Origin of the sequence: Janthinobacterium sp. NFX145 (genome assembly GCF_049810325.1) — a bacterium.
Classification (GTDB): Bacteria; Pseudomonadota; Gammaproteobacteria; order Burkholderiales; family Burkholderiaceae_D; genus Janthinobacterium; species Janthinobacterium rivuli.
In genome coordinates this window covers 96125-121166 of sequence record NZ_CP187360.1, presented here as the reverse complement: position 1 = coordinate 121166, position 25042 = coordinate 96125, and the positions used below count along the sequence as shown (strand labels likewise).

Annotated in this window: 20 protein-coding genes and 1 pseudogene; 4 read left to right on the top strand and 17 right to left on the bottom strand. The window is 62.1% G+C overall.

The genetic code is table 11. The features are described from left to right. Window positions 1–33: 33 nt before the first annotated feature. From ACPJXG_RS00475 to ACPJXG_RS00420, 12 genes and pseudogenes are all read right to left on the bottom strand, one after another. Entirely contained in the window at window positions 34–915 is an 882-nt protein-coding gene (locus ACPJXG_RS00475; RefSeq protein ID WP_425253076.1) for an EamA family transporter, read from the bottom strand. A 159-nt stretch (window positions 916–1074) separates the two neighbouring features. Continuing rightward, a complete protein-coding gene (locus tag ACPJXG_RS00470; RefSeq protein WP_425253075.1) occupies window positions 1075–2175 on the bottom strand; it encodes a zinc ribbon domain-containing protein in 1101 nt (366 codons plus the stop codon). A gap of 8 nt (window positions 2176–2183) precedes the next feature. Further along, window positions 2184–3308 carry a hypothetical protein gene (locus tag ACPJXG_RS00465; RefSeq protein WP_425253074.1) on the bottom strand — a complete coding sequence of 375 codons (1125 nt, stop codon included), beginning with the start codon at window positions 3306–3308 and terminating at the stop codon, window positions 2184–2186. A 65-nt stretch (window positions 3309–3373) separates the two neighbouring features. Then, on the bottom strand, window positions 3374–4099 hold the full coding sequence (locus ACPJXG_RS00460) for a hypothetical protein (RefSeq protein ID WP_152598803.1): 726 nt from the start codon (window positions 4097–4099) through the stop codon (window positions 3374–3376). Between the two features lie 47 nt (window positions 4100–4146). Beyond that, complete coding sequence (locus ACPJXG_RS00455) at window positions 4147–4707, bottom strand: hypothetical protein (RefSeq protein WP_255206203.1); 561 nt, start codon at window positions 4705–4707, stop codon at window positions 4147–4149. Between the two features lie 351 nt (window positions 4708–5058). After that, window positions 5059–5166: pseudogene (locus ACPJXG_RS00450) on the bottom strand (zinc-ribbon domain-containing protein); the annotation flags it as partial. 281 nt (window positions 5167–5447) lie between these two features. Further along, a complete protein-coding gene (locus tag ACPJXG_RS00445) occupies window positions 5448–7709 on the bottom strand; it encodes a YgiQ family radical SAM protein (protein WP_035828431.1) in 2262 nt (753 codons plus the stop codon). A 237-nt stretch (window positions 7710–7946) separates the two neighbouring features. Further along, a complete protein-coding gene (locus ACPJXG_RS00440) occupies window positions 7947–8225 on the bottom strand; it encodes a DUF4404 family protein (protein WP_035823070.1) in 279 nt (92 codons plus the stop codon). An 11-nt stretch (window positions 8226–8236) separates the two neighbouring features. Beyond that, on the bottom strand, window positions 8237–8449 hold the full coding sequence (locus ACPJXG_RS00435; RefSeq protein ID WP_034753881.1) for a VF530 family DNA-binding protein: 213 nt from the start codon (window positions 8447–8449) through the stop codon (window positions 8237–8239). A 113-nt stretch (window positions 8450–8562) separates the two neighbouring features. Further along, the gene (locus ACPJXG_RS00430; RefSeq protein ID WP_425253073.1) at window positions 8563–10716 is read right to left on the bottom strand and encodes a M3 family metallopeptidase; all 2154 of its coding nucleotides are present in this window, start codon (window positions 10714–10716) and stop codon (window positions 8563–8565) included. A 226-nt stretch (window positions 10717–10942) separates the two neighbouring features. After that, on the bottom strand, window positions 10943–13078 hold the full coding sequence (locus tag ACPJXG_RS00425; protein ID WP_425253072.1) for a M3 family metallopeptidase: 2136 nt from the start codon (window positions 13076–13078) through the stop codon (window positions 10943–10945). Between the two features lie 154 nt (window positions 13079–13232). After that, on the bottom strand, window positions 13233–13451 hold the full coding sequence (locus ACPJXG_RS00420; protein WP_034753936.1) for a SlyX family protein: 219 nt from the start codon (window positions 13449–13451) through the stop codon (window positions 13233–13235). A 160-nt stretch (window positions 13452–13611) separates the two neighbouring features. Between ACPJXG_RS00420 and ACPJXG_RS00415 the strand changes: the two genes are divergently transcribed. Together ACPJXG_RS00415 and ACPJXG_RS00410 are read left to right on the top strand one after the other, a co-directional pair. After that, a complete protein-coding gene (locus ACPJXG_RS00415; protein WP_425253071.1) occupies window positions 13612–13989 on the top strand; it encodes a type II toxin-antitoxin system RelE/ParE family toxin in 378 nt (125 codons plus the stop codon). Continuing rightward, window positions 13986–14342: an addiction module antidote protein gene (locus ACPJXG_RS00410; RefSeq protein WP_425253070.1), complete on the top strand. Its 357-nt coding sequence runs from the start codon at window positions 13986–13988 to the stop codon at window positions 14340–14342. The genes ACPJXG_RS00415 and ACPJXG_RS00410 overlap by 4 nt, the downstream gene beginning before the upstream one ends. 7 nt (window positions 14343–14349) lie before the next feature. Here ACPJXG_RS00410 and ACPJXG_RS00405 read toward each other — a convergent pair whose 3' ends face one another. After that, window positions 14350–16410 carry a UvrD-helicase domain-containing protein gene (locus tag ACPJXG_RS00405; protein WP_051959209.1) on the bottom strand — a complete coding sequence of 687 codons (2061 nt, stop codon included), beginning with the start codon at window positions 16408–16410 and terminating at the stop codon, window positions 14350–14352. Between the two features lie 209 nt (window positions 16411–16619). Here ACPJXG_RS00405 and ACPJXG_RS00400 point away from each other — a divergent pair, with 209 nt between their 5' ends. Further along, window positions 16620–17105: an SRPBCC family protein gene (locus tag ACPJXG_RS00400; RefSeq protein ID WP_425253069.1), complete on the top strand. Its 486-nt coding sequence runs from the start codon at window positions 16620–16622 to the stop codon at window positions 17103–17105. Window position 17106: 1 nt separating this feature from the next. Here the strand turns inward: ACPJXG_RS00400 and ACPJXG_RS00395 are convergent, their stop codons facing one another. Both ACPJXG_RS00395 and ACPJXG_RS00390 read right to left on the bottom strand, forming a co-directional pair. Then, window positions 17107–18228, bottom strand: a complete 1122-nt coding sequence (locus ACPJXG_RS00395) for an HD-GYP domain-containing protein (RefSeq protein WP_425253068.1) — start codon at window positions 18226–18228, stop codon at window positions 17107–17109. Window positions 18229–18394: 166 nt separating this feature from the next. Further along, window positions 18395–19843 (bottom strand): dihydrolipoyl dehydrogenase, encoded by a 1449-nt coding sequence (locus ACPJXG_RS00390; RefSeq protein WP_425253067.1) that lies wholly within the window; start codon window positions 19841–19843, stop codon window positions 18395–18397. 129 nt (window positions 19844–19972) lie between these two features. Between ACPJXG_RS00390 and ACPJXG_RS00385 the strand changes: the two genes are divergently transcribed. Continuing rightward, window positions 19973–20863 (top strand): ArgP/LysG family DNA-binding transcriptional regulator, encoded by an 891-nt coding sequence (locus tag ACPJXG_RS00385; protein ID WP_425253066.1) that lies wholly within the window; start codon window positions 19973–19975, stop codon window positions 20861–20863. Here ACPJXG_RS00385 and ACPJXG_RS00380 read toward each other — a convergent pair whose 3' ends face one another. Beyond that, window positions 20864–22915: a primosomal protein N' gene (locus ACPJXG_RS00380; RefSeq protein ID WP_035823080.1), complete on the bottom strand. Its 2052-nt coding sequence runs from the start codon at window positions 22913–22915 to the stop codon at window positions 20864–20866. Between the two features lie 841 nt (window positions 22916–23756). Further along, window positions 23757–24842: a uroporphyrinogen decarboxylase gene (gene hemE, locus ACPJXG_RS00375; RefSeq protein WP_035823084.1), complete on the bottom strand. Its 1086-nt coding sequence runs from the start codon at window positions 24840–24842 to the stop codon at window positions 23757–23759. Window positions 24843–25042 lie beyond the last annotated feature (200 nt).

Sequence of the window (25042 nt, the reverse complement as noted above, 5' to 3'; positions counted from 1 at the left end):
TGCGATCAGCCTGGCGAGGGAAAATGCGTGGATTCAGGAATTTGCTGCGGGACGGGCGCTGGCCCACTGCACCGCCAGCACGCTGGCCAGCACCAGCAGCAAGCCCAGCATCGACCAGCCCGTCATGGCCTGGCCCAGCAAGGCCCAGCCCAGCACGACGGCCATCAGGGGACTGAGCAGTCCCAGCGAGGAGACGGCCACGGGCGACAGCCTGGCGATGCCACGGAACCACAAGGCGTACGCCAGCAGGGCGCCGGCCAGGCACAGGTAGGCGTAGGCCAGCACTTGCGGCAGGGATAGCGCCAGCAAGGGCGCGTCGGCCAGCCAGGCGACGGGCGCCAGCATCAGGCCGCCGAGCAACAATTGCCAGCCCGTCAGCGCCAGCACGGGCAAGTCCGGCTTCCAGCGCCGCGTCAGATAGGTGCCGGCCGCCATGCAGGCCGTGCCACCCAGCGCGGCGGCGATGCCGACCGGTTCCCACACGGTGCGCGGCGACAGCAACAAAACACCCATGCCAGCCACGCCCAGCACGCTGGCCCCCAAGGCCAGGCGGGCCGGACGGCGCCCTTCCACGCCCCAGGCCAAGCCCATCACCAGCAGCGGCTGGATGGCGCCCACCACGGCCGCCAGGCCGCCCGGCAAGCGGTAGGCGGCCACGAACAGCAGCGCCTGGAATACGCCGATATTCAGCGCGGACAGGATCAGCACGCGCATCCAGTCGCGCCGCGCGGGCAGGCGCCGCATGACCAGCAGCAACAGCAAGCCGGCCGGCAAGACGCGGATCAGGGCCGCCGTGAAGGGCCGGTCGGGCGGCAGCAGTTCGGACGTGACGATATACGTGGAACCCCAGATCAGGGGCGCCAGCGCCGTGAGCAGAATATCGCCCCAGGCGGGGCGGACGGAAGAAGAAGCCATACAACTATCTCGACACTAAGATAAAAACTCAGTGTGGACGCGAACTATCTTGATGTCAAGACAAATGGGCGTGCGCGCCGCTGCCTGCGGACGTAAAAAAGCCCGGCATGGCCGGGCTCGGGGAGCAGATCAGGCGGCAAGCTGCGCCGCCTGACAGATTTAATCGCGCACGCGCCGCAGGGTCGTTACCCGCACGCCGCCCATGCTGATCTGCGCCGTGCTGCCATCGTCGCTGACGATAATATCCATGGCCGCTTCGCCCGCGCCTTCCGGGGCGATCGTCACGGTATTGCCCTTGGTGGTGAAGGTGGCCTTGGTCGAGGTGCCGTTATTGATCACGCTGTCACTTGTAAATTCCAGGACGTTGCCCATCGCCGCCTGCCATTTCCCCACCGCCGGGTGGCCGCCAAAGCTGAACACGCTTTTCAGCTTGTCCAGCATGCCCGCACCCTGCGCGGCTGGCGCTTTGCCTATCACACCGGTCATGGCCGCCTGGCTCATCTGCGTTTCGTCGATGACTTGCCATTGCTTGTCGACCAGCGCCATCGGCAATCGCACTTGCAGATCGCCGTCCGGCAAGCGCTGCAGGATCAATGCGCGGTCCGCAGACTTGGCGAACCACGCCGCCTCATCGGTCAGCGTCAGGGTGGCCTTGGCCATCGCCACTTGCTGTGCGCCCAGGTCGCGCACCTGATCGTAGCCACTGACCTTGGCCACTTTCACGCCCTTGGCCACGCACAGCTTGTCGCCGCGCAAGGCCGCCTTGCCCGGCGCGGCCAGCGCGTAGACAAATTGCGATTGCGCAACCCAGCCTCCGCTGCCTTGTTCGACGGGAGCGTTGTACAGCCCGCTACGCACGAGGATATCCAGCCATTGCCGAGTGGAACTGTCGTACGACGCCACGCGGATCTCTTCCTTCTGGTACGGCAAGTTGGTGAGGCACAGCAGCTTGTCGCGCACCGCCTCGTCAGCGGCCAGGTGGGCATCGATGGCGCGGCTGAAACTGCTGGCCGAGGCCGCCTCTGGCTTCAGCAGCCACGCCAGGGCGCCGCCAGCCACGACGACGACCGCCAGCACGCCGCCGGCGATCACCACGTGGCGCCGTTTCACGCCGGACAGCGCCGGCGTCACGGCTGGTGCGGATGCCGGTACAGGAGCGGACGCGGGCGCCGGTGCGGCGTTGACAGCCTTGCCGCATTCATCGCAGAAGCGCGCGCCGGGGGCATGGGCGGTGCCGCATTTGGTGCAGAAGTGAGCCATGGTGTGCCTTACTTGAGTTTATGCGCGCATGCGCCGCAGAACACGTCATCGGACGCGACCGGGGCCTTGCAGCTCGGGCATTGCAGGCTGTCGGCCGGCGCAGCGGCCGAAGCAGCGGGAGCGGCTGGCGTGGCCGGTGCCGCAGCTTGCTCGGCCAGGGCGCGCGCACGGTCACGCGCTTCCTCGGCTTTTTTCTTGACCGTGGCCAGGCCGTCGTTCAGGCTCGCTTCCGAGGCGCTGAAATCGACATTGCGCGTGGCGTTCAGGTAAATGATGCACACGCCCTTGGTGAAGATCAGGCCCGGTACCACGGCCGCGGCCGCCAGCAGCAAGCCGCCGCCCAGGCCCGCTGCGATGATGTAGCCGGAACCGCCATTCAGACCCGAAGCCAGGGTGTACATATTCATCTGGCCGCCCACGCCCAGGATGCCTGCGGACATGCCGCTGGTCAGCGATACGCCGGTACCGACCACGCCAAAGATCAGCAGCGCCACAAACGTCGTGATCAGGAACAGCAGCACTTCCAGCAGAATCACGGACACCAGCTTGGTGCGCACGATCAGGTTCAGGCGGGCAATGATCTGGAATATGGTGGCGCCCGACCAGGCGGCAGGGCCGGCCAGCGGCAGCATCACGTAGAACAGCGCAAATACCAGCACGCCCAGCACGATGGCCGACAAGGGGAAGACGACCGTGTACAGCACGGGGCCGAGCACGGGAATCTTGCAGACAAACAAGATGATGGCGATGGTGATCATGGCCGCCAGCACGATCAAAAATTCAAGGATGACGACCGCGATCAGGCGGTGGCTCGTGTACAGCGAAACGAGCATGGCATCAACCAGGCTCATGCCAGGCTGGCCTTGCGCATCGCGCATCAGCATGATGCCGACGGCGTTGGAGCCGTAAAACATCACGAGGAAAGCCATCAGGCCACCGACAAAGACCAGCAGCGGACTGCTCATGCCGCCGGCAAGCATCGTCAGCACGCCACCGACGAGCACGGCGCTGATGAAGGTCAGGGCCAGCAGCGCAATCGCGCGAAAGTTCCTGATGGCGTCGGTCGCTTCGATCAGCGAGCCCACGGCGGAGGAAAAGGGAAGAGGTTGATGTGTTTGTGTGGAAATGGTCATGTCTGGCCTGGAAGGGGTGAATCGGGAGGGGACGGCCTGCCTGGCCGTCCCATGGTCATGCTGTGTCAGTAGGCGAGCGCCAGTTGCAGCTCGTTCGCGGGCGCCTGGCGCTGGACGATCTGCAGCTTGACGTCCTGGCCGCCGACGCGCTTGCTATTCAGGTACAGCGCCGTGCGTACCGGGTAAATGCCCTGCGGCACGCCTTCAGGCATGGGAATCGAGAAGCCGCCCTTGTAGGCGCCGCTGCCGTTATTGCTGCTGACCACCTTGCGCACGGTTTTGATCAGGTCGCCATTTGGCTTGTACAGGCTCAATTCCTCTTCCACCAGCGGGTTCGGATCGCGCGTGCCGGCCGCCACTTCGATGTACGAATTGGTCTGCGCCTTCTGGCCCGGACGCACGGAGGACGGCGTAAAGCCCGTCTCGTATTTCACCAGGGTCGACTGCTCGGGCAGCTTGCCCTTGTTGGCCACCTTGTAGTCCGTCTGCACCTGCTGCGCCGTCTTGACTTGCTGGCTTTGATAATTCAGGGCCACGCAGGCGAGCGCACCCAGGCTGGCGCCCAGGGCCGCGCCGCGCACGGTATTGTTGCCGCCACCCAGCAAGCCGCCGACGACGGCGCCGATGCCGGCCAGCATGGCCGTATTGCATTCGCCACTGGCCGCTTCCGTGCCTGCGGTGGTGGTATTGCCTGTGGCGCCAGGGCCGCCCGGCGCGGCGCAGCCGGCCAGCATCGACGACACGACCAGCATCGCCACCAGGGGCTTGGCCATTTGTTTCAAGTTTTTCACGTTATTCTCCGAAAGAATCAAAATAGGAATGGGCGGAAAGCTGCGGCTTACTCGATCTGAATTTGCGACAGCGCCTTGTCTTGCGCTTCCTTCGCCTTGCGCTTGATGTCCTGCGCAGGGCGGTTGCCCTTGTCCATGCGCAACACGGCATTCGCATTGGCAATGGCACAGTCGTATTTGCGCTGGCTCATGCAGTGGCTCGCTTCCGACAGGCTGTCCGTGATCACGCTTTCCAGGCCCGTCGTCTGTTTGACAGGCGCCGGTGGCGGGGTCACCTTGACGGGCTTGGCCGGTTTTTCCACGACAGGGGCTGGGGCCGCTGCTGGAGCCGGCTCGGGTGCCGGAGCAGGCGCTGCCGCTGCCGCTGCCGCTGGCTCAGGCTCCGGCTCGGCAGCAGGTGTCGCGGCAAGGTCGCCCGCCGAGCCGCCATCGAGCGCAGCGTCATCGATGGCCAGCGGCTGCTCGGCGGCCGGCGCAGGGTCTTCCTGCACCGGCAAGGTTGCCTCCGGTTCAGGCACGGTGACAGGCGGCTTGCCTGACAAGAAATAGTAAGCGCCCGCACCGCCCAGCAGCACTACCGCTGCGACGGCCGCGGCGATCAGTTTCATGCGCTTGCCAGCCGGTGGGCTGTCAGCCGGCGTGTCGGGAACGCTGTCTGTCACTGCTGCGGGAGCGGCTTCTGGTTCCCGTGCAGGGGTGGGCACAGGGACCGGATCGGCACGGCGCTTTTCAAGCACGGGCGGTGGCGCAGGTGGCGCGACCGGTTCCGCCACCGGTGCCGGGGCAGGCTCAGGCACGGACACGGATTCAATGACGGGCGCAATCTCCGGCGCGATGACCGGCTCTGGCAGCGGCGGCGGCACCGCTGCGGCCACCGGCGCCACGGCAAAGCTGAACGCGCACTTGGGGCAGAACCGGGCGTCCGGCTTGCAGTCATGGCCGCACTGGCCACAGGATTTTCCCGGCACCGGGGCGGCAACGGTCGTGGCAACGGCAAACGTCGTGCCGCAGGAAGAACAGAATTTGGCGCCCGGCTTATTCTCGGCCTGGCAGGAAAGGCATTTCAATTGGCATCTCTTTTCATCTAAACGCTGGGAGCCGCGTACGCTGGCGATTGCCAGAATGGCAGTATTGTTGGCGTACGGCTAAATGTTCAACGAGTATATTTTCAAATACCAAGTTGCCACAAGGGAAAATTGCCTTTTGCTCTATTCAATTTTTAAATATTGGTAAAAATCCTGCCCGCATGGCGTGCTGCGCCCCATGTTGGTGCGCAGATGGCAAAAAACCCGGCAACGCTGTAGGCGTTGCCGGGTTCTCAGTCGATGCCGGGGACAGTGACGCTGGCTTACTTGCGTCCGCCCCGTGCCGGCGCGGCATGGCCGCCCTTGGCTGGCGGCTTGCCGCCACGGCCCATCGGCACGGCGGCCGGCTTGGCCTTCGTTTTGATGGTCGACAGGATCGATGGACGCACTTTCGATTCGACGGCTGTCGCCTTCGGCGCGGCGGCCGTGCCGCCCAGGGCGATGCGGTTCTTGCCCGGCGTGACCTTGAACTTGTCCGGCGTGCCGGCGCCATGCGTCTGGCGGCTGCGTTCGCCTGCGGCCAGGCCGCCCGATTCGGACGAGGTCCAGGCCGGAATCAAATGCTTGTCGCCATTGCCGATCAAGTCGCCACGGCCCATGTTGACCAGCGCTTCGCGCAGGATCGGCCAGTTGGCCGGATCCTGATAGCGCAGGAAGGCTTTATGCGTGCGGCGGATCTTGCCGCTGCGGGCCGTTTCCACCACTTCCGAATCCGCCGTGACCTTGCGCAAGGGATTCTTGCGCGTGTGATACATGGTCGTCGCCATGGCCATCGGCGTGGGCATGAAAGTTTGCACCTGGTCCAGCTTGAAATTGTTTTTCTTCAGCCACAGGGCCAGGTTCAGCATGTCCACGTCCGTCGTGCCCGGATGGGCGGCGATGAAATACGGGATCAGATACTGCTTCTTGCCCGCTTCCAGGGAGAAACGGTCGAACATTTCCTTGAACTCGTCATACGCGCCGATGCCGGGCTTCATCATCTTCGACAAAGTCCCCTCTTCCGTGTGCTCGGGCGCAATTTTCAAGAGGCCACCGACGTGGTGCGTCACCAGTTCCTTGACGTATTCGGGCGAACGCACGGCCAGGTCGTAGCGCAGACCTGAGCTGATCAGCACTTTCTTGATGCCGGGAATGGCGCGCGCCTTGCGGTACAACGAGATGAGCTTGCTGTGGTCCGTGCCCAGGTTCACGCAGATGGACGGGTACACGCACGACAGGCGGCGGCACGACACTTCGATCTCTTTTTCCTTGCAGGCGAGGCGGTACATATTCGCCGTCGGGCCACCCATATCGGAAATGGTGCCCGTAAAACCTTTGGTTTTATCGCGGATATGCTCGATTTCGCGCAGGATCGACGGTTCCGAGCGGCTCTGGATGATGCGGCCTTCGTGTTCCGTGATCGAGCAGAAGGTGCAGCCGCCGAAGCAGCCGCGCATGATGTTGACGGAAAAGCGGATCATTTCCCAGGCGGGGATATGCGCCTTGCCATAACTTGGATGCGGGGCGCGCGCGTAATTCATGTCGTACACGCCATCCATCTCGTCCATGGCCAGCGGCAGCGGCGGCGGGTTGAGCCACACGTCGCGCTCGCCGTGCGCCTGCACCATAGCGCGCGCATTGCCGGGATTCGATTCCAGGTGGAACACGCGCGAGGCGTGCGCATACATGACGGGGTCATCCTTGACGACGTCATACGCGGGCAGGCGCACCACCGTCTTGTCGTGCTTTTCCTTGGCCATGGCCAGACGCTCTTCGCGGCTCATGATGCGGATCGGCTTGATGACTTCGGCCGATTTCGACGCATTTTCCGTGGCGCAGGCGGTCTTGTCTTCCTGCACCATCTCGTACGGGCTGTAGTGCGGATCGACCTTGCCGGGCACGTCGACGCGGGTGGAGTTGTGCACGCCCCAGTCGTCGCCAGGCAACCAGCCGGACGGCACCATGAAGGCCGTGCCGCGCAAGTCGCGGATATCCTTGATGTGTTCGCCGGCGGCCAGGCGATGCGTCAGGTCGACCAGCGCCCGCTCGGCATTGCCGAAGATCAGCAAATCGGCCTTGGAATCGGGCAAGACGGAACGGCGGACCTTGTCCGACCAGTAATCGTAATGGGCGATGCGGCGCAGGGACGCTTCGATGCTGCCGATGACGATGGGCACGTCGGGATACGCTTCGCGCGCGCGCTGGGCGTACACGGTGACGGCGCGGTCCGGGCGTTTATTCGGTTCCGCGTTCGCCGTGTAAGCGTCGTCGGAGCGGATCTTGCGGTCGGCCGTGTACTGGTTGACCATGGAATCCATGTTGCCGGCGGTAATGCCGTAGTACAGGCGCGGCTTGCCGAGGATGCGGAAGGCGTCGGCCGACAGCCAGTCCGGCTGACTGATGATGCCGACTCGGTAACCCTGCGCTTCAAGCAGGCGGCCAACGAGGGCCATGCCGAAACTCGGATGGTCGATGTAGGCGTCGCCCGTGACGAGGATGACGTCGCACTGGTCCCAGCCCAGCGCGTCCATCTCGGCACGCGACATCGGCAGGAAAGGCGCCACGGCAGCGCGGGCAGACCGCTTGGGAACGGTCGCAAATAAATTGGTAGGGGAGCTCATAGGGTACGGATTGTACCGGAATTGGCCATTTCCAACCTGACGGCCTGCTTTTTACTGTTGGATTTCAGTACAAAAAACGTTTATTTTTCAATCACTTGAGGAAAAAAGGCCCTTGGGGTCAGACCCTTCCGCGGTCTGACCCCAGCTTTTCCCCGGGTTACATCAGATTCCCATATTCGCCAGGATCTCACCCAGTTCTCGCAACGCCGGCTCCAGTTTCGGATGCTTGACGGCAAACTTGGCCGACAATTCCTGGCTGCGCTCGGCCAGGCCATAGGTGATCGACTCTTCTTCCTGTTCCTGCGCGGCGCGCTTTTCCAGCAGTTGCTGAATATCGCCATTGAGCTTTTGCAGCAAACCATGCGTTTCTTCATCCACAGGATCGCCAGATGCGATGGTCGATTGCAGCTGTTGCAACGATTCCTTGAGTTTGCTATCCATGTTTTTTCCTGTCAGTCGGTAAATTGCGTGTCCAGGAACAATTGTTCCACCTTGCTTCTGGCCCACGGGGTCTTGCGCAAAAACTTCAGGCTCGACTTGATGCTGGGATCGCTGATGAAGCAATTGATATCGATGTGCTTGGCCAGGCCATCCCAGCCGTAATGGGCTTGCAGGCGCGTCACGATACCTTCCAGGGTAATGCCATTCAAATCTTGCTGACTCATAAACTCTTTCTTTCGACTGCCTTCTTGTTTACATCTTACTCAATTCTACGCCGCCGACACAGAAAGCTTGCGTGCGCCAGGTCAACGCAACGCAAGCTTCTGATGAGAACGTCTTACTTGGCGTTCAAGCCGCGGCGTTCCAGCAATGGTTCCACGGTGGCATCGCGGCCGCGGAAGTCGCGGAACAGTTGCAGCGCATCGACGCTGCCGCCGCGCGACAGCAGTTTATTACGGAACCAGTCGCCATTCTTGCGCGTCAGGCCGCCGTTTTCCTTGAACCAGTTGACCGATTCCGCGTCCAGCTTTTCCGACCACAGGTAAGCGTAGTACGCCGCCGAATAGCCGCCCGAGAAGCTGTGCGAGAAATAACTGGTGCGGTAGCGCGGCGGCACGGGCGCGTAATCGACGCCCGCGTCTTTCAACGAGGCCGCTTCAAAGGCCAGCACGTCCGTCGGGATCTGGCTCGGCGCCAACTGGTGCCAGTGCTGGTCCAGCAGGGCCGCCGACAGGTATTCCGTCGTCATGAACCCCTGGTTGAATTTCTTCGCCGCCGTCACCTTGTCGAGCAATTCCTGCGGCATGGCCGCGCCGCTCTGGTAGTGCTTGGCGTAGTTTTGCAGCACTTCCGGCCAGACGGCCCACATTTCATTGACTTGCGATGGATACTCGACGAAGTCGCTCGGCACGCTGGTGCCGGCAAAGCGCGGATATTTCACGTTCGAGAACATGCCGTGCAGCGCATGGCCGAATTCGTGGAACATGGTCGTCACTTCATCGAACGTCAGCAAGGTCGGCTGGCCGGCGGGCGGCTTCGGAATGTTCAATTGGTTGGCCACCACCGGATGCGTGCCCATCAAAGACGATTGCGACACGTATTCATTCATCCACGCGCCGCCATGCTTGTTGCCGCGCGCATAGAAGTCGGCGATGAACAAGGCCAGCGGCTTGCCGTTGGCGTCCGTCACGTCGTAGACGCGCACGTCCGGGTTGTACACCGGTAGATCAGTACGTTGCTTGAAACTGATGCCATACAACTTGTTGGCGGCAAAGAACACGCCATTGTTCAGCACGCTGTTGAGTTCCAGGTACGGTTTCAGTTCGTTTTCATCGAAATTGAAACGCTGCTTGCGCAGCTTGTCCGTGTAGATGGCCCAGTCGGCGGCCGCGACCTGGAAACCGCCCTTTTCCGCATCGACCACTTGCTGCAGGTCGGCCGCTTCGCGGCGCGCGTTGGCGACGGCCGGTTTCGCCAGTTCCGACAGCAAGGTGTTGACGGCCGTCGTGGTCTTGGCCGTCTGGTCTTCCAGCGAGTACGCGGCGTAGTTGGCGTAACCGAGCAGGGTGGCCCGTTCGGCGCGCAGTTTGGCCAGTTTCAGCACGATGGCGCGGTTGTCGAACTCGCCGCCCTGGCTGCCGCGGTTCAGCGACGCATCCATCAGGCGCTGGCGCGTCTTGCGATCCGTCAATACCGCCAGTGGCGGCTGGCCGCTGGTGTTCACCAGAGCAATGAGGAACTTGCCCGTCAAGCCCCGCTCCTTGGCGGCAGCAGCAGCCGTATCGATATCGCTGTCCGTCATGCCGGCCAGCTCAAGACGCGTGTCGACGACGATGCTCTTGGCATTCGTTTCCTTCAGCACGTTTTGCGCGAAGGCCGTTTCCAGGCCCGCCTGCTCGGCGTTGTAGGCTTTCAATTTTTCCTTGTCCGCATCGGACAGCTTGGCGCCGGCGCGCACGAAATCCGTGTGATAGCGTTCCAGCAAGCGCAAGGATTCGGCATCGAGGCCCAGCTTGTCGCGCTTGGCGTACAGGGTGTCGATGCGGGTAAACAATTTCGGATTCAGGGTGATCGCGTCGCCATGCGCGGCCAGTTTCGGCGACACGTCCACTTCCACCGCTTCCAGCACACTGTTCGTGTTGGTCGACGTCATGTTGCTGAAGATGCTATTCACGCGGTGCAGCAGCTGTCCCGTGCGCTCGAGGGCCACGATGGTGTTCTCGAACGTGGGCGCCTGGCGGTTGCTGGCAATCGCGTTGACTTCGGCCAACTGGCGTTTCATGCCTTCGGCAAACGCGGGCGCATAGTGTTCATCCTTGATCAGGCCGAACTGCGGCATCTGGAATGGCAGCGGGCTCACTTTGAGCAGGGGGTTCTGGGCGCTGACGGCAGCGGCGGGCGCCGATTTTGCAGTGGCGGCAGCCATGGCGGATGGGGCGGCGTGGGCCAGCATGACGCTGGCGGCGATGACGAGCAGTTGTGGACGGATCATGACATCTTTCAGGAAGCGCGGGAAGAACCGCGATCGCGTCGCGGGCCAGTGGCAGATCATAGCAGTCTGTCACACAGGCGTCATCCAACATGGGCGATCCTGTGGTGCATCACGCCAACTGCGCGGTTTACCACGGTTTTCAAGCGGAATCGCCAAATAAAAATGGCCGGCCATTGCGGGCCGGCCATTGATGTTCAGCACCGGCCAGGCCAGTGCAGGGAAGGAATTACTTGCCGTTCAGGCCACGGCGTTGCAGCAACGGCTCGATCTTCGCATCGCGGCCACGGAAGTTGCGGTAGATGTCGAGCGCATCGGCGCTGCCGCCGCGCGACAGCAGTTTAGTGCGGAACCAGTCGCCGTTCTTGCGCGTCAGGCCGCCGTTTTCCTTGAACCACTCGACCGTGTCGGCATCGAGCTTTTCCGACCACAGATACGCGTAGTAGCCGGCCGAGTAGCCGCCCGCGAACGCATGCGAGAAATACGTGGTGCGGTAGCGCGGCGGCGCCGGGGCGAAATCGACGCCGGCATCCGTCAAGGCGGCTTTTTCAAACGCCAGCACGTCGGTCGGGATCTGCGCCGGGGTCAGCTGGTGCCAGCGCTGGTCCAGTAGAGCCGACGCCAGGTATTCCGTGGTTTTATAGCCCTGGTTGAAATTGTCGGCCGCCGTCACTTTCGCCAGCAGTTCGGCCGGGATGGCTGCGCCCGTTTGATAGTGCTTGGCGTAGTTTTGCAGCACTTCCGGCCACAGCGCCCACATTTCATTGACTTGCGACGGGTATTCGACGAAGTCGCGCGGCACGCTGGTGCCGGCGAAGCGTGGATATTTCACGTTCGAAAACATGCCGTGCAGCGCATGGCCGAATTCGTGGAACATGGTGTTGACTTCGTCAAACGTCATCAGGGTCGGCTGGCCTGCTTCCGGCTTTGGAATGTTGAGGTTATTCGCAATCACCGGCTTGCGGTTCAGCAAGGTCGACTGGCCCACGTAGGCATTCGCCCAGGCGCCGCCGCGCTTGTTGCTGCGCGCGTAAGGGTCAAGCGTAAAGATGGCCAGTTGGGTGCCGTCTTCATTGAAAACGTCGTACACCAGCATGTCGGACGTGTAGACGGGCAAGTCGGTGCGCTGCTTGAAAGTGAGACCGTACAACTTGCCGGCGGCAAAGAACACGCCCTTGGTCAATACGCTGTGCATTTCAAAGTATGGTTTGAGTTGCGTCTCGTCGAAGTTATAACGTTCGGCACGCACCTTGTCGCTATAGAAGGCCCAGTCGGCGGCGCCCAACTTGAAGCCGCCCTTGCCCGCATCGATGACCTTCTGGATATCGTCCGCTTCACGCCGGGCGTTGACGACGGCCGGCTTCGCCAATTCGCCCAGCAGGGCGTTCACGGCGGTCGTGTCGTGCGCCGTCTGGTCTTCCAGCGAATAGGCCGCGTAGTTCGGGTAGCCCATCAGCGCGGCGCGTTCGGCGCGCAGTTTTGCCAGTTCCAGCACTTCCTGGGTATTGTCGAACTCGCCGCCACGGCTGCCGCGCGCTTGCGAAGCGGCCATGATGCGTTCGCGCACGGCGCGGTTGGTCAGCAGCGACAGCGGCGCCTGGCCCGTCGTGTTGACGAGGGCGATCACGTATTTACCGTCCAGGCCGCGCTTCTTGGCCAGGCCGGCGGCCACTTCAATGGCGGCCGGCGACAGGCCGTCCAGTTCTTCGCGCGTGTCGACAACGACGGCCGAGGCGTTCAATTCCTTCAGTACATTTTGCGCGAACTTGGTCGACAGGGCGGCCAGCTGGCCGTTGTAGGCGCGCAGCTTTTCCTTGTCGGCCGCCGACAGCTTGGCGCCGGCGCGTACAAAATCCGTGTGATAGCGTTCCAGCAAGCGTTTCGATTCGGCATCCAGGCCCAGCTTGTCACGCTTGGCATACAGGCTGTCGATGCGCTTGAAGAGTTTGTCGTTGAGCATGATCGCGTCGCTGTGGGCCGCCATTTTCGGCGCCAGTTCGCGTTCCAGGCCCTGGATCGTGTCATTCGTATTCGAGCCGGACATCACGGAAAACACGGTGCGCACGCGGCTCAGCAGCTGGCCCGAGCGTTCCATGGCCACGATGGTGTTGTCGAAGGTCGCTGGTTTCTTGTTGTTCGCAATCGCATTGATTTCCGCCAAGTTGGCGGCCATGCCTGCCGTAAAGGCGGGCGCGTAGTCAGCGTCCTGCACCTTATCGAACGGTGGATAGTTAAAAGGCAGGCTGCTGGCCTGCGCAAACGGGTTCGAAGCAGGCAGCGCTGCGGCCGCGGTGGCGGCAAAAACGGCGGCGGCTGGCGCCAGCATCAGGCTGGCGGCGATGACGAGCATTGTTGGACGGGTCATGTCTACTTTCAAGGAACGCAAGAGAGCCGCGATTGTGTCGCGGGCCAGCCTGAAATAATAACAGCCTGACACACTTGCGTCACCAGCAACTACCGATGGTAGCGCGCCAGCCAGTGATGAACGGTTTTCATGCGCCCCGCGTCACGATGCCGATTCAATAATGCGGCGGACGCTCGTTGACCAGTCCGCCATTCGCCTGCTGCGCCCCGTCGCGCACGTGTTCGCCCAGCTTGTGCAGCATCGCCTCGAGCTGGTCGATGCGCTTGCCCTGCTGGTACACCATCTGGTTCAGCGACTCGACCAGGTCTTCCTGCTGCGCCAGCTTGATTTCGATATCGACGAAACGTACTTCCATCTGTTCTGCATTGTCCATGGTGCTCACGGTGACTCCTGACTGAAAGCGGCATTTTACCGCCGCAGCGGCGTGAGCCAGGACAAACAAGCGGCATTCTTGCCGAAGCGGTGCCGATTTCTGCCTATTCTCTCCATATGGCTGAATCAAACCGCTTGACGAATGAGAACAAACGATTACAATGGACCTATCCACCTTGCCTGACTTGATCGATACGCGCAAGACGGCTGAATACCGCCGCTGGGAAGACACCTTGCACGACGTGGCGGCGGCGGCCATCGATGCGCGCATCAAGCATTTGCAGCACGGTAAAAAGGGCGACTGGCGGCCAGTGGGCGAAGGCGTGTGCGAGCTGCGTTTTTTACAGACAGGACCGGGCTGGCGCGTGTATTTTCACGAAACGAATCTGGGCACCCTGATCTTGCTGCTGTTGGGTGGCGACAAATCAAGCCAGCGACGCGACATCAAGCAGGCGCAAGCGATACTCAAGGACTTGAAAGCCCGGCAGGCGACCCTGAAGAAAGCGGCGGCGGCATCCACAGGAGCACGAAAAAAATGAACCAACATATCGACCATGACACCTTCGACCTCGACGACCTGGAAGCATTAGGGCTGAGCAAATTCGACCCGACGCAACACCTGACCAGCAAGGCCGCCGTGGCCGCCTACATGAGCGAAATCGTTGCCACCGGCAACGCCGAACTGTTCCAATCCGCCATGAACGACGTGGTGCGCGCCTACGGCATGGGCAAGGTGGCGGCCCGGGCCGACATCACGCGTGAAGGCGCCTATAAAGCCTTGCGCGAAGGCAGCAAACCGCGCTTCGAAACCATTTTGAAGATGCTCGATGCGCTGGGCATGCAGCTGGCCATCGTGCCGAAAACCACGCCCGGCGGCGCCGTGGAAGCGTGAACGCCGCTTAAGCCTTCGGCGCGGCCAGCAAGGCTTTCATGCGCGCCAGACGTTCTTTCGGCGAAATCACTTCCGCCTCCGTCGGCACGGCGTCGCCCACGTCGAGTTCCATTTCCTTGATGAAGCGCGACGGGTCGCAATGGACTTGCTCGCCCGCCCGCTTGCGCTTCTTGCACCAGGTGATGTGCAAGGTGCGCTGGGCCCGCGTAATACCCACGTACATCAGCCGCCGCTCTTCCTGGATGCGCGCGGCGATGGTTTCGGCCGGCGCGTCGGGGTCGCCCTTGTGCGGCAAGATCCCCTCTTCCACGCCGACCAGAAATACGTGCGGAAACTCCAGGCCTTTCGACGCGTGCAGGGTCGACATGCGCACGGCGTCCTGCTCCTCGTCCTTGCCCTCGAGCATGGTCATCAGGGCCACCATCTGCGTCAATTCCAGCACGTTCTTTTCTTCGCCGTCGCGGTCCTTGCCGCCCCGGCCCCGTTCCTTGAGCCAGTTGACGAATTCCAGCACGTTCTGCCACTTGCTTTGCGCTTGGCGTTCCTCAAAAGCATCGTACAGATACGATTCGTAGTGGATTTCCTTCATCATGTCGTCCAGCACTTCGGCCGCGTTGTCGCCGCTGCCGGCCGCGCCGGGACGGCTGGCGCGCGATTCGAGGTCGTTGATGAAGTTGCAGAAGTCGCGCAGCGGCCCCAGCTGGCGGTCCGTCAGCTTGGCCTCGATGCCACCCTTGAACACAGCCTGGAACAGCGAGCACTGCCACTGCCCCGAAAACGCGCCCAGCACCTCCAGGGTCGACTGCCCCACGCCACGGCGCGGCGTCGTCACGGCGCGGATGAAGGCCGGGTCGTCGTCTTCATTCGCCAGCAGGCGCAGATAGCTGATGATGTCTTTGATCTCGGCCTTGTCGAAGAAACTCTGGCCGCCCGAAATCGTGTACGGGATGCGTTCCTTGCGCAAACACTGCTCGATGATGCGCGCCTGGTGATTACCCCGGTACAGAATCGCGTAATCGGAAAATTTGTTCTTGCGTTCAAAATGGTCGGCCGAAATCATGATGGCGACCTGCTCCGCCTCCTGCTCGTCCGTCTGCATGCCCAGCACCTTGATCGGTTCGCCCAGGCCGTGTTCGGACCACAGCGACTTTTCAAACAATTTCGGGTTGTTGCCGATGACGGCATTGGCCGCGTTGAGCACGCGCATGGTGGAGCGGTAATTCTGCTCGAGTTTGATCACGCGCAGATCGGGGAAATCCGTTTCCAGGGTCTTCAGGTTTTCCACGGTGGCGCCGCGCCACGCATAGATTGCCTGGTCGTCGTCGCCCACGGCCGTAAACATCGGCTTCTTGCCGATGCCCGTCACCATCAATTTCACCAGTTCGTACTGGCAGGTGTTCGTATCCTGGTATTCATCGACGAGCAGATAGCGCAGGCGGCGCTGCCACTTGTCGCGCACGGGGCCGTTGTTGCGGAACAGTTCCACGGGCAGGCGTATTAAATCGTCGAAATCGACGGCCTGGTAGGCGGACAGGGTGGCCACATAGCTGCGGTAGATGCGCGCCGCGTTGGCCTCATCTTCATCCTTGGCTTGCGCCAGGGCCATATCCGGGTCGATCAGGCCATTTTTCCACAGGGACATGGCGTTCTGGATGCCGCGTATGACCTGTTTATCGGTGGTAATGGCGAGATCTTGCACGAGGGAAAAACAGTCGTCGCTGTCCATGATGGAAAAGCGGTCCTTCAAGCCCACGCCATTGGCTTCCTGGCGCAGGATTTTCACGCCCAGCGAGTGGAAGGTCGAGACCGTCAGCTGCTTGGCCTGGCGCGGCTGTTTCAATAACTTGGCGATGCGTTCCTGCATTTCCAGCGCCGCCTTGTTGGTGAAGGTCAGCGCGGCGATGGTGCGCGGGTCGTAGCCCCGGTCTTCGATCAAATGGGCGATCTTTTGCGTGATCACGCGCGTCTTGCCCGAACCGGCGCCCGCCAGCACCAGACAAGGGCCGTCGAGGTAGGTAACCGCTTCGCTTTGGGGCGCATTCAGACCGAACTGTGGTGCTTTGGACATCAGGGTATTTCCGCAGGGAACAGCAGCCCATTGTAACAGCGTCGCGTGGGCTATTTGCATGGCGGACCATGCCTGAAAAACAGGCAATGGCATTGATATATCGCCATATGCCGCCATCTTGGCCCATGCAATGCGTGCGGCGATGCCACGCCTGGAGTACCATTCCGCCTATATCGCCCGTGCGCGCCCACTTACCGAATGGCAGTCCCATGAAATTTGAACACCTGATTGAAATCAACGATCCCTTGAACCCGCTGATCGACACCTTGACCCTGGAGCAAGTCTGGCGCGGCCTCGTCTTGCGTGCCGAGTCGCCCAAGCTGTTCGTGCCGCACCTCGATGAATGCCATATCAGCGAGCGCAGCGATGCCGGTTTCGCGCGCAGCCTGCGCTATGGCGAACTGGTCATCAACGACAGGGTAGTGCTGATACCGCAACTGCAGGTGCGCTACGAAGTGCCGGCGCAACAGGACATCAGCGCCTCGTCATTGATCATGACCATCGAGATGCCCGATGAAGCGAGCCTGTGGGTGCGCTTCCAGTACGACGACGGCCACGACGCGGCCACCGACGAGGCCAACGCCCTGTATGACGACTTCCGCCGCTCCGCCTACAAGGAATCCGATATCGACACCGTGCGCGTCATGCGCGAACTGGCGCTCGAAGGACGGCTGGATGCGGGTCTGCTGAACTAAATCAAACTCTGGCGCTGCGGCCCCACAGCTGATCGGGGCGAAACTGCAGTCCCGCCTGCTCCGCGCTGAGCACTTCGCGGATGGCATGCAAGTCCACGCGCGTGTCGCGCCGCAGCGGCACGTCCAGGCGCGCGCCGCGGGGGCCGACCAGCGACTGCACGTGCGGCGTGGTGGCGTTCAAGCCCTTGCGTGTGACGACGCCGATTTCCCCATTCAGCAGTTTGACGAAGGTGCCGACCGGATAGATGCCCAGCTCGCGCACCAGCAGCGACGCCAGCGGCGCATCGAGGGTAGCCTTGTCGGCCATCAGCATTTCGCGCAGGGCCACGTTGGGCAGCAAGGGCTGGCGGTAGCTGCGCTTCGAGACGCGCGCACAATAGCGGTCGGCCAGCATGATCAGGCGGGCGCCGATGCCGATCGCCTCGCCTTGCGTGCCCAGCGGATAGCCGCTGCCATCGATATTTTCATGGTGCTGCAGCACGGCCTGCAGCCAGACGGCGTCCGTCACGCCCGCCGCGCGCAGCAGGTCGACACCGGCTTGCGGATGGGCGCGCAAATAGGCCCGTTCCTGCGCGTCCAGCGGCCCCGCCTTGTGCTGGAAATCCGCGTGGCGTTCCAGCATGCCCACATTCATGCTCAGCGCCGCCAGCACCACGCTGCGCACAACATCATCATCGAGTTTCAGAGCACGCGCCAGCAGGGCCGTGATGACGGCCGTGTCGACGCTGTGGCGTACGGCAAAGTCGCCCGCGCCCTGGTTGTGCAGGATGCAGGCCAGCGCCACGTCGGCGTCCAGTGCAACGGCCTCTTCCAACAGTTGCGCCAGTGGCGCGAGGGATGCATGGCTGCCCGCCTGCCCGGCGGCAATGGCCGGCAAGACGAGGGCCAGGCCGGCCGTGACAAGGTTCAGCATGCGCAGGGCCGATGGCGCTTCCGTGGCCGTGCGCGGCACGTCCGCGCTGGTATCGGCGATGACGCCGCGCGCCAGCAGCAATGCGATCTGGTTCTCGCTGCTGATGACATGGCCCAGCCTGGCCAGCAAGCTGCCCGTTTCGCCATGCACGTCCCAGGGCAGGGCCACGCCCAGGGCGAGTTCTCCCGCATAAATGCGCCGAATTTTCACATCGTCTCCGTGTCATCGCCAGCCGCTACCCTTTTTACCATTACGGCATGGGCGGCATATACCAATTGAAATGTTTTTTGCTTTTAATCAATATTTCAATGTGGCAGCGATGATCGCGCAATCATGTGAGCTTGTCTACAAAATTATGTAAATCATAAAGTTGCCTTCAAGGTCCCGGTGTGCAGTCGGCGCAGCCGGGCGCGTGTTCCGGGTCTTTTTCCAGATGCAGCGCCAGTTCGCGCAAGGCCGTGCGCACGCCTTCCTCGATGACGGGGTGGTAAAACGGCATGTCAAGCATGGCCGGTACCGTCAGCTGCGCCTGGCATGCCCAGGCCAGCAAATGGCCCAGGTGTTCCGCCCTTGGGCCGATCAGCTCGGCGCCGAGAAAACGCTTGCTGCCGAATTCCGCATACACGCGCAGCAAGCCCTGGTTTTGCAGCATCACACGGCTGCGGCCCTGGTTGCCGAACGACACGGCGCCGACGGCGAAACGGCCCGCGTGGCTCACGCATAATTGCTGGTACGTGGCGCCCACGGTGGCGATCTGCGGTTCCGTGAAGGCAATCGTCAACGGCGTGCGGCGCAAGCCAGGTTTGACGTCAGGAAAGCGCGCCGCGTTCTCCCCGGCGATGCGGCCCTCGTCGGCCGCCTCGGGCAGCAGCGGCAGTTCGTTGTCGGCATCGCCGGCGATGAAGATGGCGCTTTTGCCGCACTGCATGGTATGCGGGTCATGCAGGGGAATGCCGTGGCGGTCGAGCTCGATTTGCGCCGTTTCCAGGCCGATCTTGTCCACGTTTGGCGCGCGGCCGATGGCGGCCAGCACATACTCGAACTGCTCGGTTTTTTCCACGCCGGCGCCATCGCTGCTGGTCAGCAGGATGCCATTGCCGTCAGGCGTTTTTGCCATGCGCGCGACCTTGGTCATGAAACGGATATCGAGTTCGCGCGCCAGCACGGCATCCGCCTCGCGCAGCACCAGCGGGTCCGTCAGCTGCGCGACTTTATTACCGCGCGCAAACAGGGTCACGCGCACGCCCAGCCGCGCCAGCGCCTGGCCCAGTTCCAGGCCGATGACGCCGCTGCCGACCACGGCCACCGAGCTGGGCAAATCCGTCCATTCGAACACGGCGTCGCTGGTGATGACACGCTCACCGGCCGCTTGCCACTCGGGCGGCACAATGGGCGTGGAACCGGTGGCGATCACCACGCTGGCCGCTTCCACCAGCGTGTGTTCATCCACCTGCAATGTGCCGGGGGAAATAAAACGCGCATGGCCGCGCAGTTTTTCGTCGTCGGGGATGGCGTTGACGCCGTCGAGCACGAAGCCGACAAAGCGGTCGCGCTCGCTGCGCACCCTGGCCATCACTTGCCGGCCATCGATGCGCACGGGCCCCGGGTGCACGCCGAAACCGGGCGCCGCAGCCACGGCATGGGCCGCCTCGGCCGCCGCGATCAAGAGTTTGCTGGGCATGCAGCCCACCCTGGCGCAGGTCGTGCCGTACGGTCCGCTTTCGATCATCAGCACGCGCTTGCCCTGCATGCGCGCCGCCTTGTGCGCCGTCATGCCGGCCGTGCCGCTGCCGATCACGGCCACATCCACTTGTAGTGTTTTCATCGTGCTATCCATCCCACCGAGGTTGCTCACAGCGTTCGATACTACCCGTTTGCCGAAAATAAGGTTTTACTTTGCAGCAATATATGCATTAGTATAACTAATCATTTTCAAAATTTATAAGCTGAGCTAATGGGATCACTCGATTATCGCGCGCTGGCCGTGCTGGACGCCGTGGCCAGCCATGGCAGTTTCGACAAGGCTGCCTTGGCGCTGGGCATCACCCAGTCGGCCGTCTCGCAGCGCATCAAGGCGCTGGAAGACGCCAGCGGGCGCCTGCTGATCATCCGTGGCCAGCCAGCCGTGCCGACGGGCCTGGGCCAGCGCCTGATCGTGCACCACCGCAACGTCAAGCTGATGGAAGCATCGCTCGACATCGACCTGGGCAACAGCGTCAGCATGCCGGAAATCGCCATCGCCATCGATGCCGACAGCCTGGCCACGTGGTTTCCCGACACCTTGTCCGCGCTGCTGGCGCCGCCGCGTTGCCAGCTCGACGTGCGCCTGGCCGACAGCGACAGCGCCTTGCAAATGGTGCGCGACGGCTCCGTGTTTGGCTGCGTGGCAGCCGAGTCCGGCACAGCGATCGACGCGGCGGCCGCCACCAGCGTCACGCCGCTGGGCACCTTGCGCTATGTGTGCGTGGCTACACCCATGTTTGCCGGCCACTGGTTCGGCGATGGTTTTATTGCCGAAGCGGTGCAACTGGCACCGGCCGTCGTGGGCCAGCACGGCTTGCTGGCGCGTTTCCTTGCTGAACAATTAAGCCTGCGCGAACCGTTTCCGCACCATACTTTACCGGTGGAAGCGGCGCGCCGCGGCTGCGTACAGGATGGCCTGGCCTACGGCCTGATGCCGCAGCGCCTGGCCGCGCAGGCGCTGGCAACAGACCGTCTCGTGGATCTGATGCCGGGCAACACCCTGGATGTGCCGCTGAGCTGGCATGCGTGGACCCTGGACACGCCGTTTACCAAGCTGCTGTCCGAACAGATCGTCAAGTCGGCGCGCGACTACCTGAACTAGTCAAATATCCAGCGGGTCCACTTCCAGCGACCATTTCACGCGCGACTTCATGGCGCGCAATTCCGCCAGCCATTCTTTTAAAAACGCCTGCAGGGCCGGCCGCGAGGGCGATTCCAGCAGCAACTGGGCGCGGTCCACGTTGTAGACGCGCGTCATGCTCATGGGAATCGGGTCATTGATGGTCACTTGCGGGTGTTCCATGCACTCTTTCGCCGCCTGCAGGAACTCGATAGCGGTCGCCAGCTCGGGCGCCTCGGCGCGCAGCAGGGCCTGGAACAGGTAGGGCGGCAGCGCCGCCTGCGCTCGCTCTTCCAGCAAGGTGGTGGCGAAGTGGTCGTAATCGTGGTTGACGACGGCGTCGTACAGCGGATGGCGCGCATAGCGCGTCTGGATCAGCACTTCGCTGACGCTGCCCCCTTCCGTCTGCGCGGCCCGCCCGGCGCGGCCCGCCACCTGCATCAGCTGCGCGAACAGGCGTTCGCTGGCCCGGTAGTCTTGGGAAAACAGGGCCGTATCCGGATTCAAAATGCCGACCAGGGTCAGCTTTTTGAAATCGTGGCCCTTGGCCACCATCTGCGTGCCGATCAGAATATCCACTTCGCCCCGGTGCACGGTGTCGAACGCTTCCTGCGCGCTGCCCTTCTTGCGCGTGGAATCGGCATCGATGCGCAAGATGCGCGCCTCGGGAAACAATTGCTGCAAGCCCTCTTCCACCCTCTGCGTGCCGCGTCCCAGCGGCTGCAGGTCGACGTTGCCGCAGGTGGGACAATGGCGGGGAATGCGCAATTCCAGGCTGCAATGGTGGCAGCGCAAGCGGTGTTCGGGCTTGTGCAGCACCATGAACGAGGTGCAACGCGTGCAATTGCTGATCCAGCCGCACGATTCGCAACAGATGACGGGGGAATAACCGCGCCGGTTCAGAAACAGCAACGACTGCTCCCCGCGCTCCATGCGCAGTTTTAATGCCGCCACCAAGTGCGATGTCAGGCCGTCTTTCGGCTTGTCGCGCTCCATGTCGAGGATCTTGACGCGTGGCAAGACGGCATTTTTCACCGCCCGCTCGCGCAATTCCAGCTTGCGGTAGCGCCCCGTCTGCGCGTGGTGCCAACTTTCCAGCGAGGGCGTGGCCGAACCGAGCACGATGGGAATTTGCAATTGCCAGGCGCGCCACACGGCCAGGTCGCGCGCGGAATAACGCAAGCCTTCCTGCTGCTTGTAGGATGGGTCGTGCTCCTCGTCGATGACGATCAGTTTGAGTTTCGGCAACGACGCCAGGATGGCCAGCCGCGTGCCGAGCACGATGCGCGCCTGGCCCTGGTGGGCGGCCAGCCAGTGCAGCATGCGCTCGCCTTCGGACAGGCTGCTGTGCAAGGTCGCCAGCATGACGCCGGGAAAGCGCGCGCGGATATTGCCTTCCAGCTGGGGCGTCAGGTTGATTTCCGGCACCAGAATCAGGATTTGCGCATCATCCTCGCGCGCCAGCACCTGAGCGCAAGCCTGCAGATACACTTCCGTCTTGCCGCTGCCCGTCACGCCGTACAGCAGGGTCGGCTTGAAACCCTGTGCGCCGCCGATGGCGTCCGCCGCTTCTTGCTGGGCGGCATTCAGGGCCGGCATGTTCAGCGGCGTGCCGTCGTGCGCGTCGGCCAGCTTGCCCAGCTTCTTGATGGCGCGGTCGAGCGCCACGGTGGTCAGCACGCGCAAATTCTTCGGCAAACCCGGCAGCGCCACCTCGCCCAGCGGGCGCTGGTAGTAATCGGCGGCAAAGGCGGCCAGCGCCAGCCACTGTTCCGACAGGGGCGCCAGCTGGCTGCGCACGGCCAGCACATCCTTCAGTTTCGCGGCGGGCACGTCGGTGCTGCTTGAGATGCCGACGATCAGCCCCATCACTTCGCGCCGGCCGAACGGCACCAGCGCCAGCTGGCCCACTTGCGGCAACGGCGCGGCGACGTCCGCATCCACCGCCGCGTTCCAGCGGTAATCGAACAGGGCGTTCAAGGGCGTGTCGAGCGCGATTTTCAGGATGCACGACGTCAAAATGCACTGCGACATGGAAGGTGGGCCTATCTGAGTAAAAAAGCGCGCCGCAGGATCGATGGCGCGCGGGATGTCCGGCATCAAGCCAGCGGGCCATGATACTTGTTTCACCCATCAAACGCCTAACGGCAGGCGCGACAGCGTGTCATCGTGCCTGAAGAAAATTCTGTGGATAACTTTGTGGACAAAGCAAAATTAACTTTCAGAAAAATGTGGATAGAAAATTTCGATCGCCGTCAAGAGCGGCACGCAAGAAAAATTAAGCATTTAAAATCAATGGCTTAAAAATTGATGCCCGGGAGGCTGGAAATCCGGGGGGCATTTCCGCCGCTGTGCATAACTGAACCATTTGTAATGTATTTATACAGAAATCAGCGGCGTTTTTCGGCGCCCGAGCGGGAAAAACAGCGGCGGCATGCGGCAAAGTTGACAATTGCCGGGCAAGCGTTCGTTTTTTGCTGCCGGGCGGCGAAACATTGTTCAATTATCATGCACTGCAACATGCACTTCAGGTGAAACCTGAACATCGACGCTAAGTATCGGTTAACAAAATACTTTTCAATTTTATCCACAGAATCTGTTGATAACTTTGTGGACAATGAAGGAATAAGGCAGGCGAACGAAAGAATAACCTTATCAATAGCAACAAAGTCCGCCGGACAATGCATTTTTTAAGTCTTAATAATCAAGCACTTGCAGAGCGCCCCCGGGCATGGCTTTGACGCTGCCTCTTATTTCCGCAGCAAAAAAAATTGTGCATAAGTCGGTATTTCTTGCTAGGGCGCAGCAAAGAAAAAGGCAGGCTTCCGCTGGAAAGCCTGCCTTTTCCGCCCCTGCGCCAGGGGAAAACGGATACTTACTGGCCGCTGCGCATGGCGCGGCTCATGCTGTGCACGGCTTCCACCATGGCTTCCACGGATTCGGGCGGCGTGAACTGGGAAATGCCATGGCCCAGGTTGAATACATGGCCCGTGCCAGCCGATGGCGCGCCAAAGGCGTTGAGCACTTTCGCCACTTCGGCGCGGATCTGATCCGGGCTGGCGAACAGGATGGCCGGGTCGAGGTTGCCCTGCAAGCCCACTTTATGGCCGACCAGTTGGCGCGCGCGCGTCAGGTTGACGGTCCAGTCCAGGCCCACGGCATCGGCGCCGATGTCGGCGATCTGCTCGATCCACTGGCCGCCGCCCTTGGTAAACACGATGGCGGGAATCTTGACGCCATCCTTGTCGCGTTTCAATTGCGCCACCACTTGCTGCATGTAGGCCAGCGAGAATTCCTGGTAGGCGCCATCGGCCAGCGCACCACCCCAGGAATCGAAAATCATCACGGCTTGCGCGCCGGCATCGATTTGCGCATTCAGGTACTGCGCCACGGAGGTGGCGTTAATCGCCAGGATGTGGTGCATCAGGTCCGGACGGTTGTACAGCATCTTCTTGATGGTATGGAACTCTTTCGAGCCGCCGCCTTCCACCATGTAGCACGCCAGGGTCCACGGGCTGCCGGAAAAACCGATCAGCGGCACGCGGCCATTGAGTTCCGTGCGGATTTGCGTGACGGCCTTGAAAACATAGTCGAGCGACTCCAGGTCCGGCACCTGCAATGCCTTCACGTCCTGCTCCGTGCGCAGCGGACGCTCGAACTTCGGCCCTTCGCCATCGGCGAAATACAGGCCCAGGCCCATGGCGTCCGGCACCGTCAGGATGTCGGAAAACAAAATCGCCGCGTCGAGCGGGAAACGCTCCAGCGGCTGCAAGGTCACTTCGGTCGCGTAATCGGGATTCTTTGCCAGGCCCAGGAAGGAGCCGGCCCGCTCGCGCGTGGCGCGGTATTCGGGCAGGTAGCGGCCCGCCTGGCGCATCAGCCAGACAGGCGTGTGCTCGGTCGGCTGGCGCAGCAGGGCGCGCAGGAAAGTATCATTCTGGAGCGGAGCAAATTGTGGCATGGAAGGCAATCAATAGCTTGAAGAAGCGGTATTATCGCATCCAATCGCCGCCAAATCATTGATTCCGGTGCCGCTTTGCAGCATTTGCCACGCACACCGATGACTTTCGTTGTGCCAGCCCTTCCATTATGATGATGCACGCCGCCGCGCGCCCTGACCCTGCCTGGCGGCCCTTGATCCCCTCACTACACGGAGCCCGC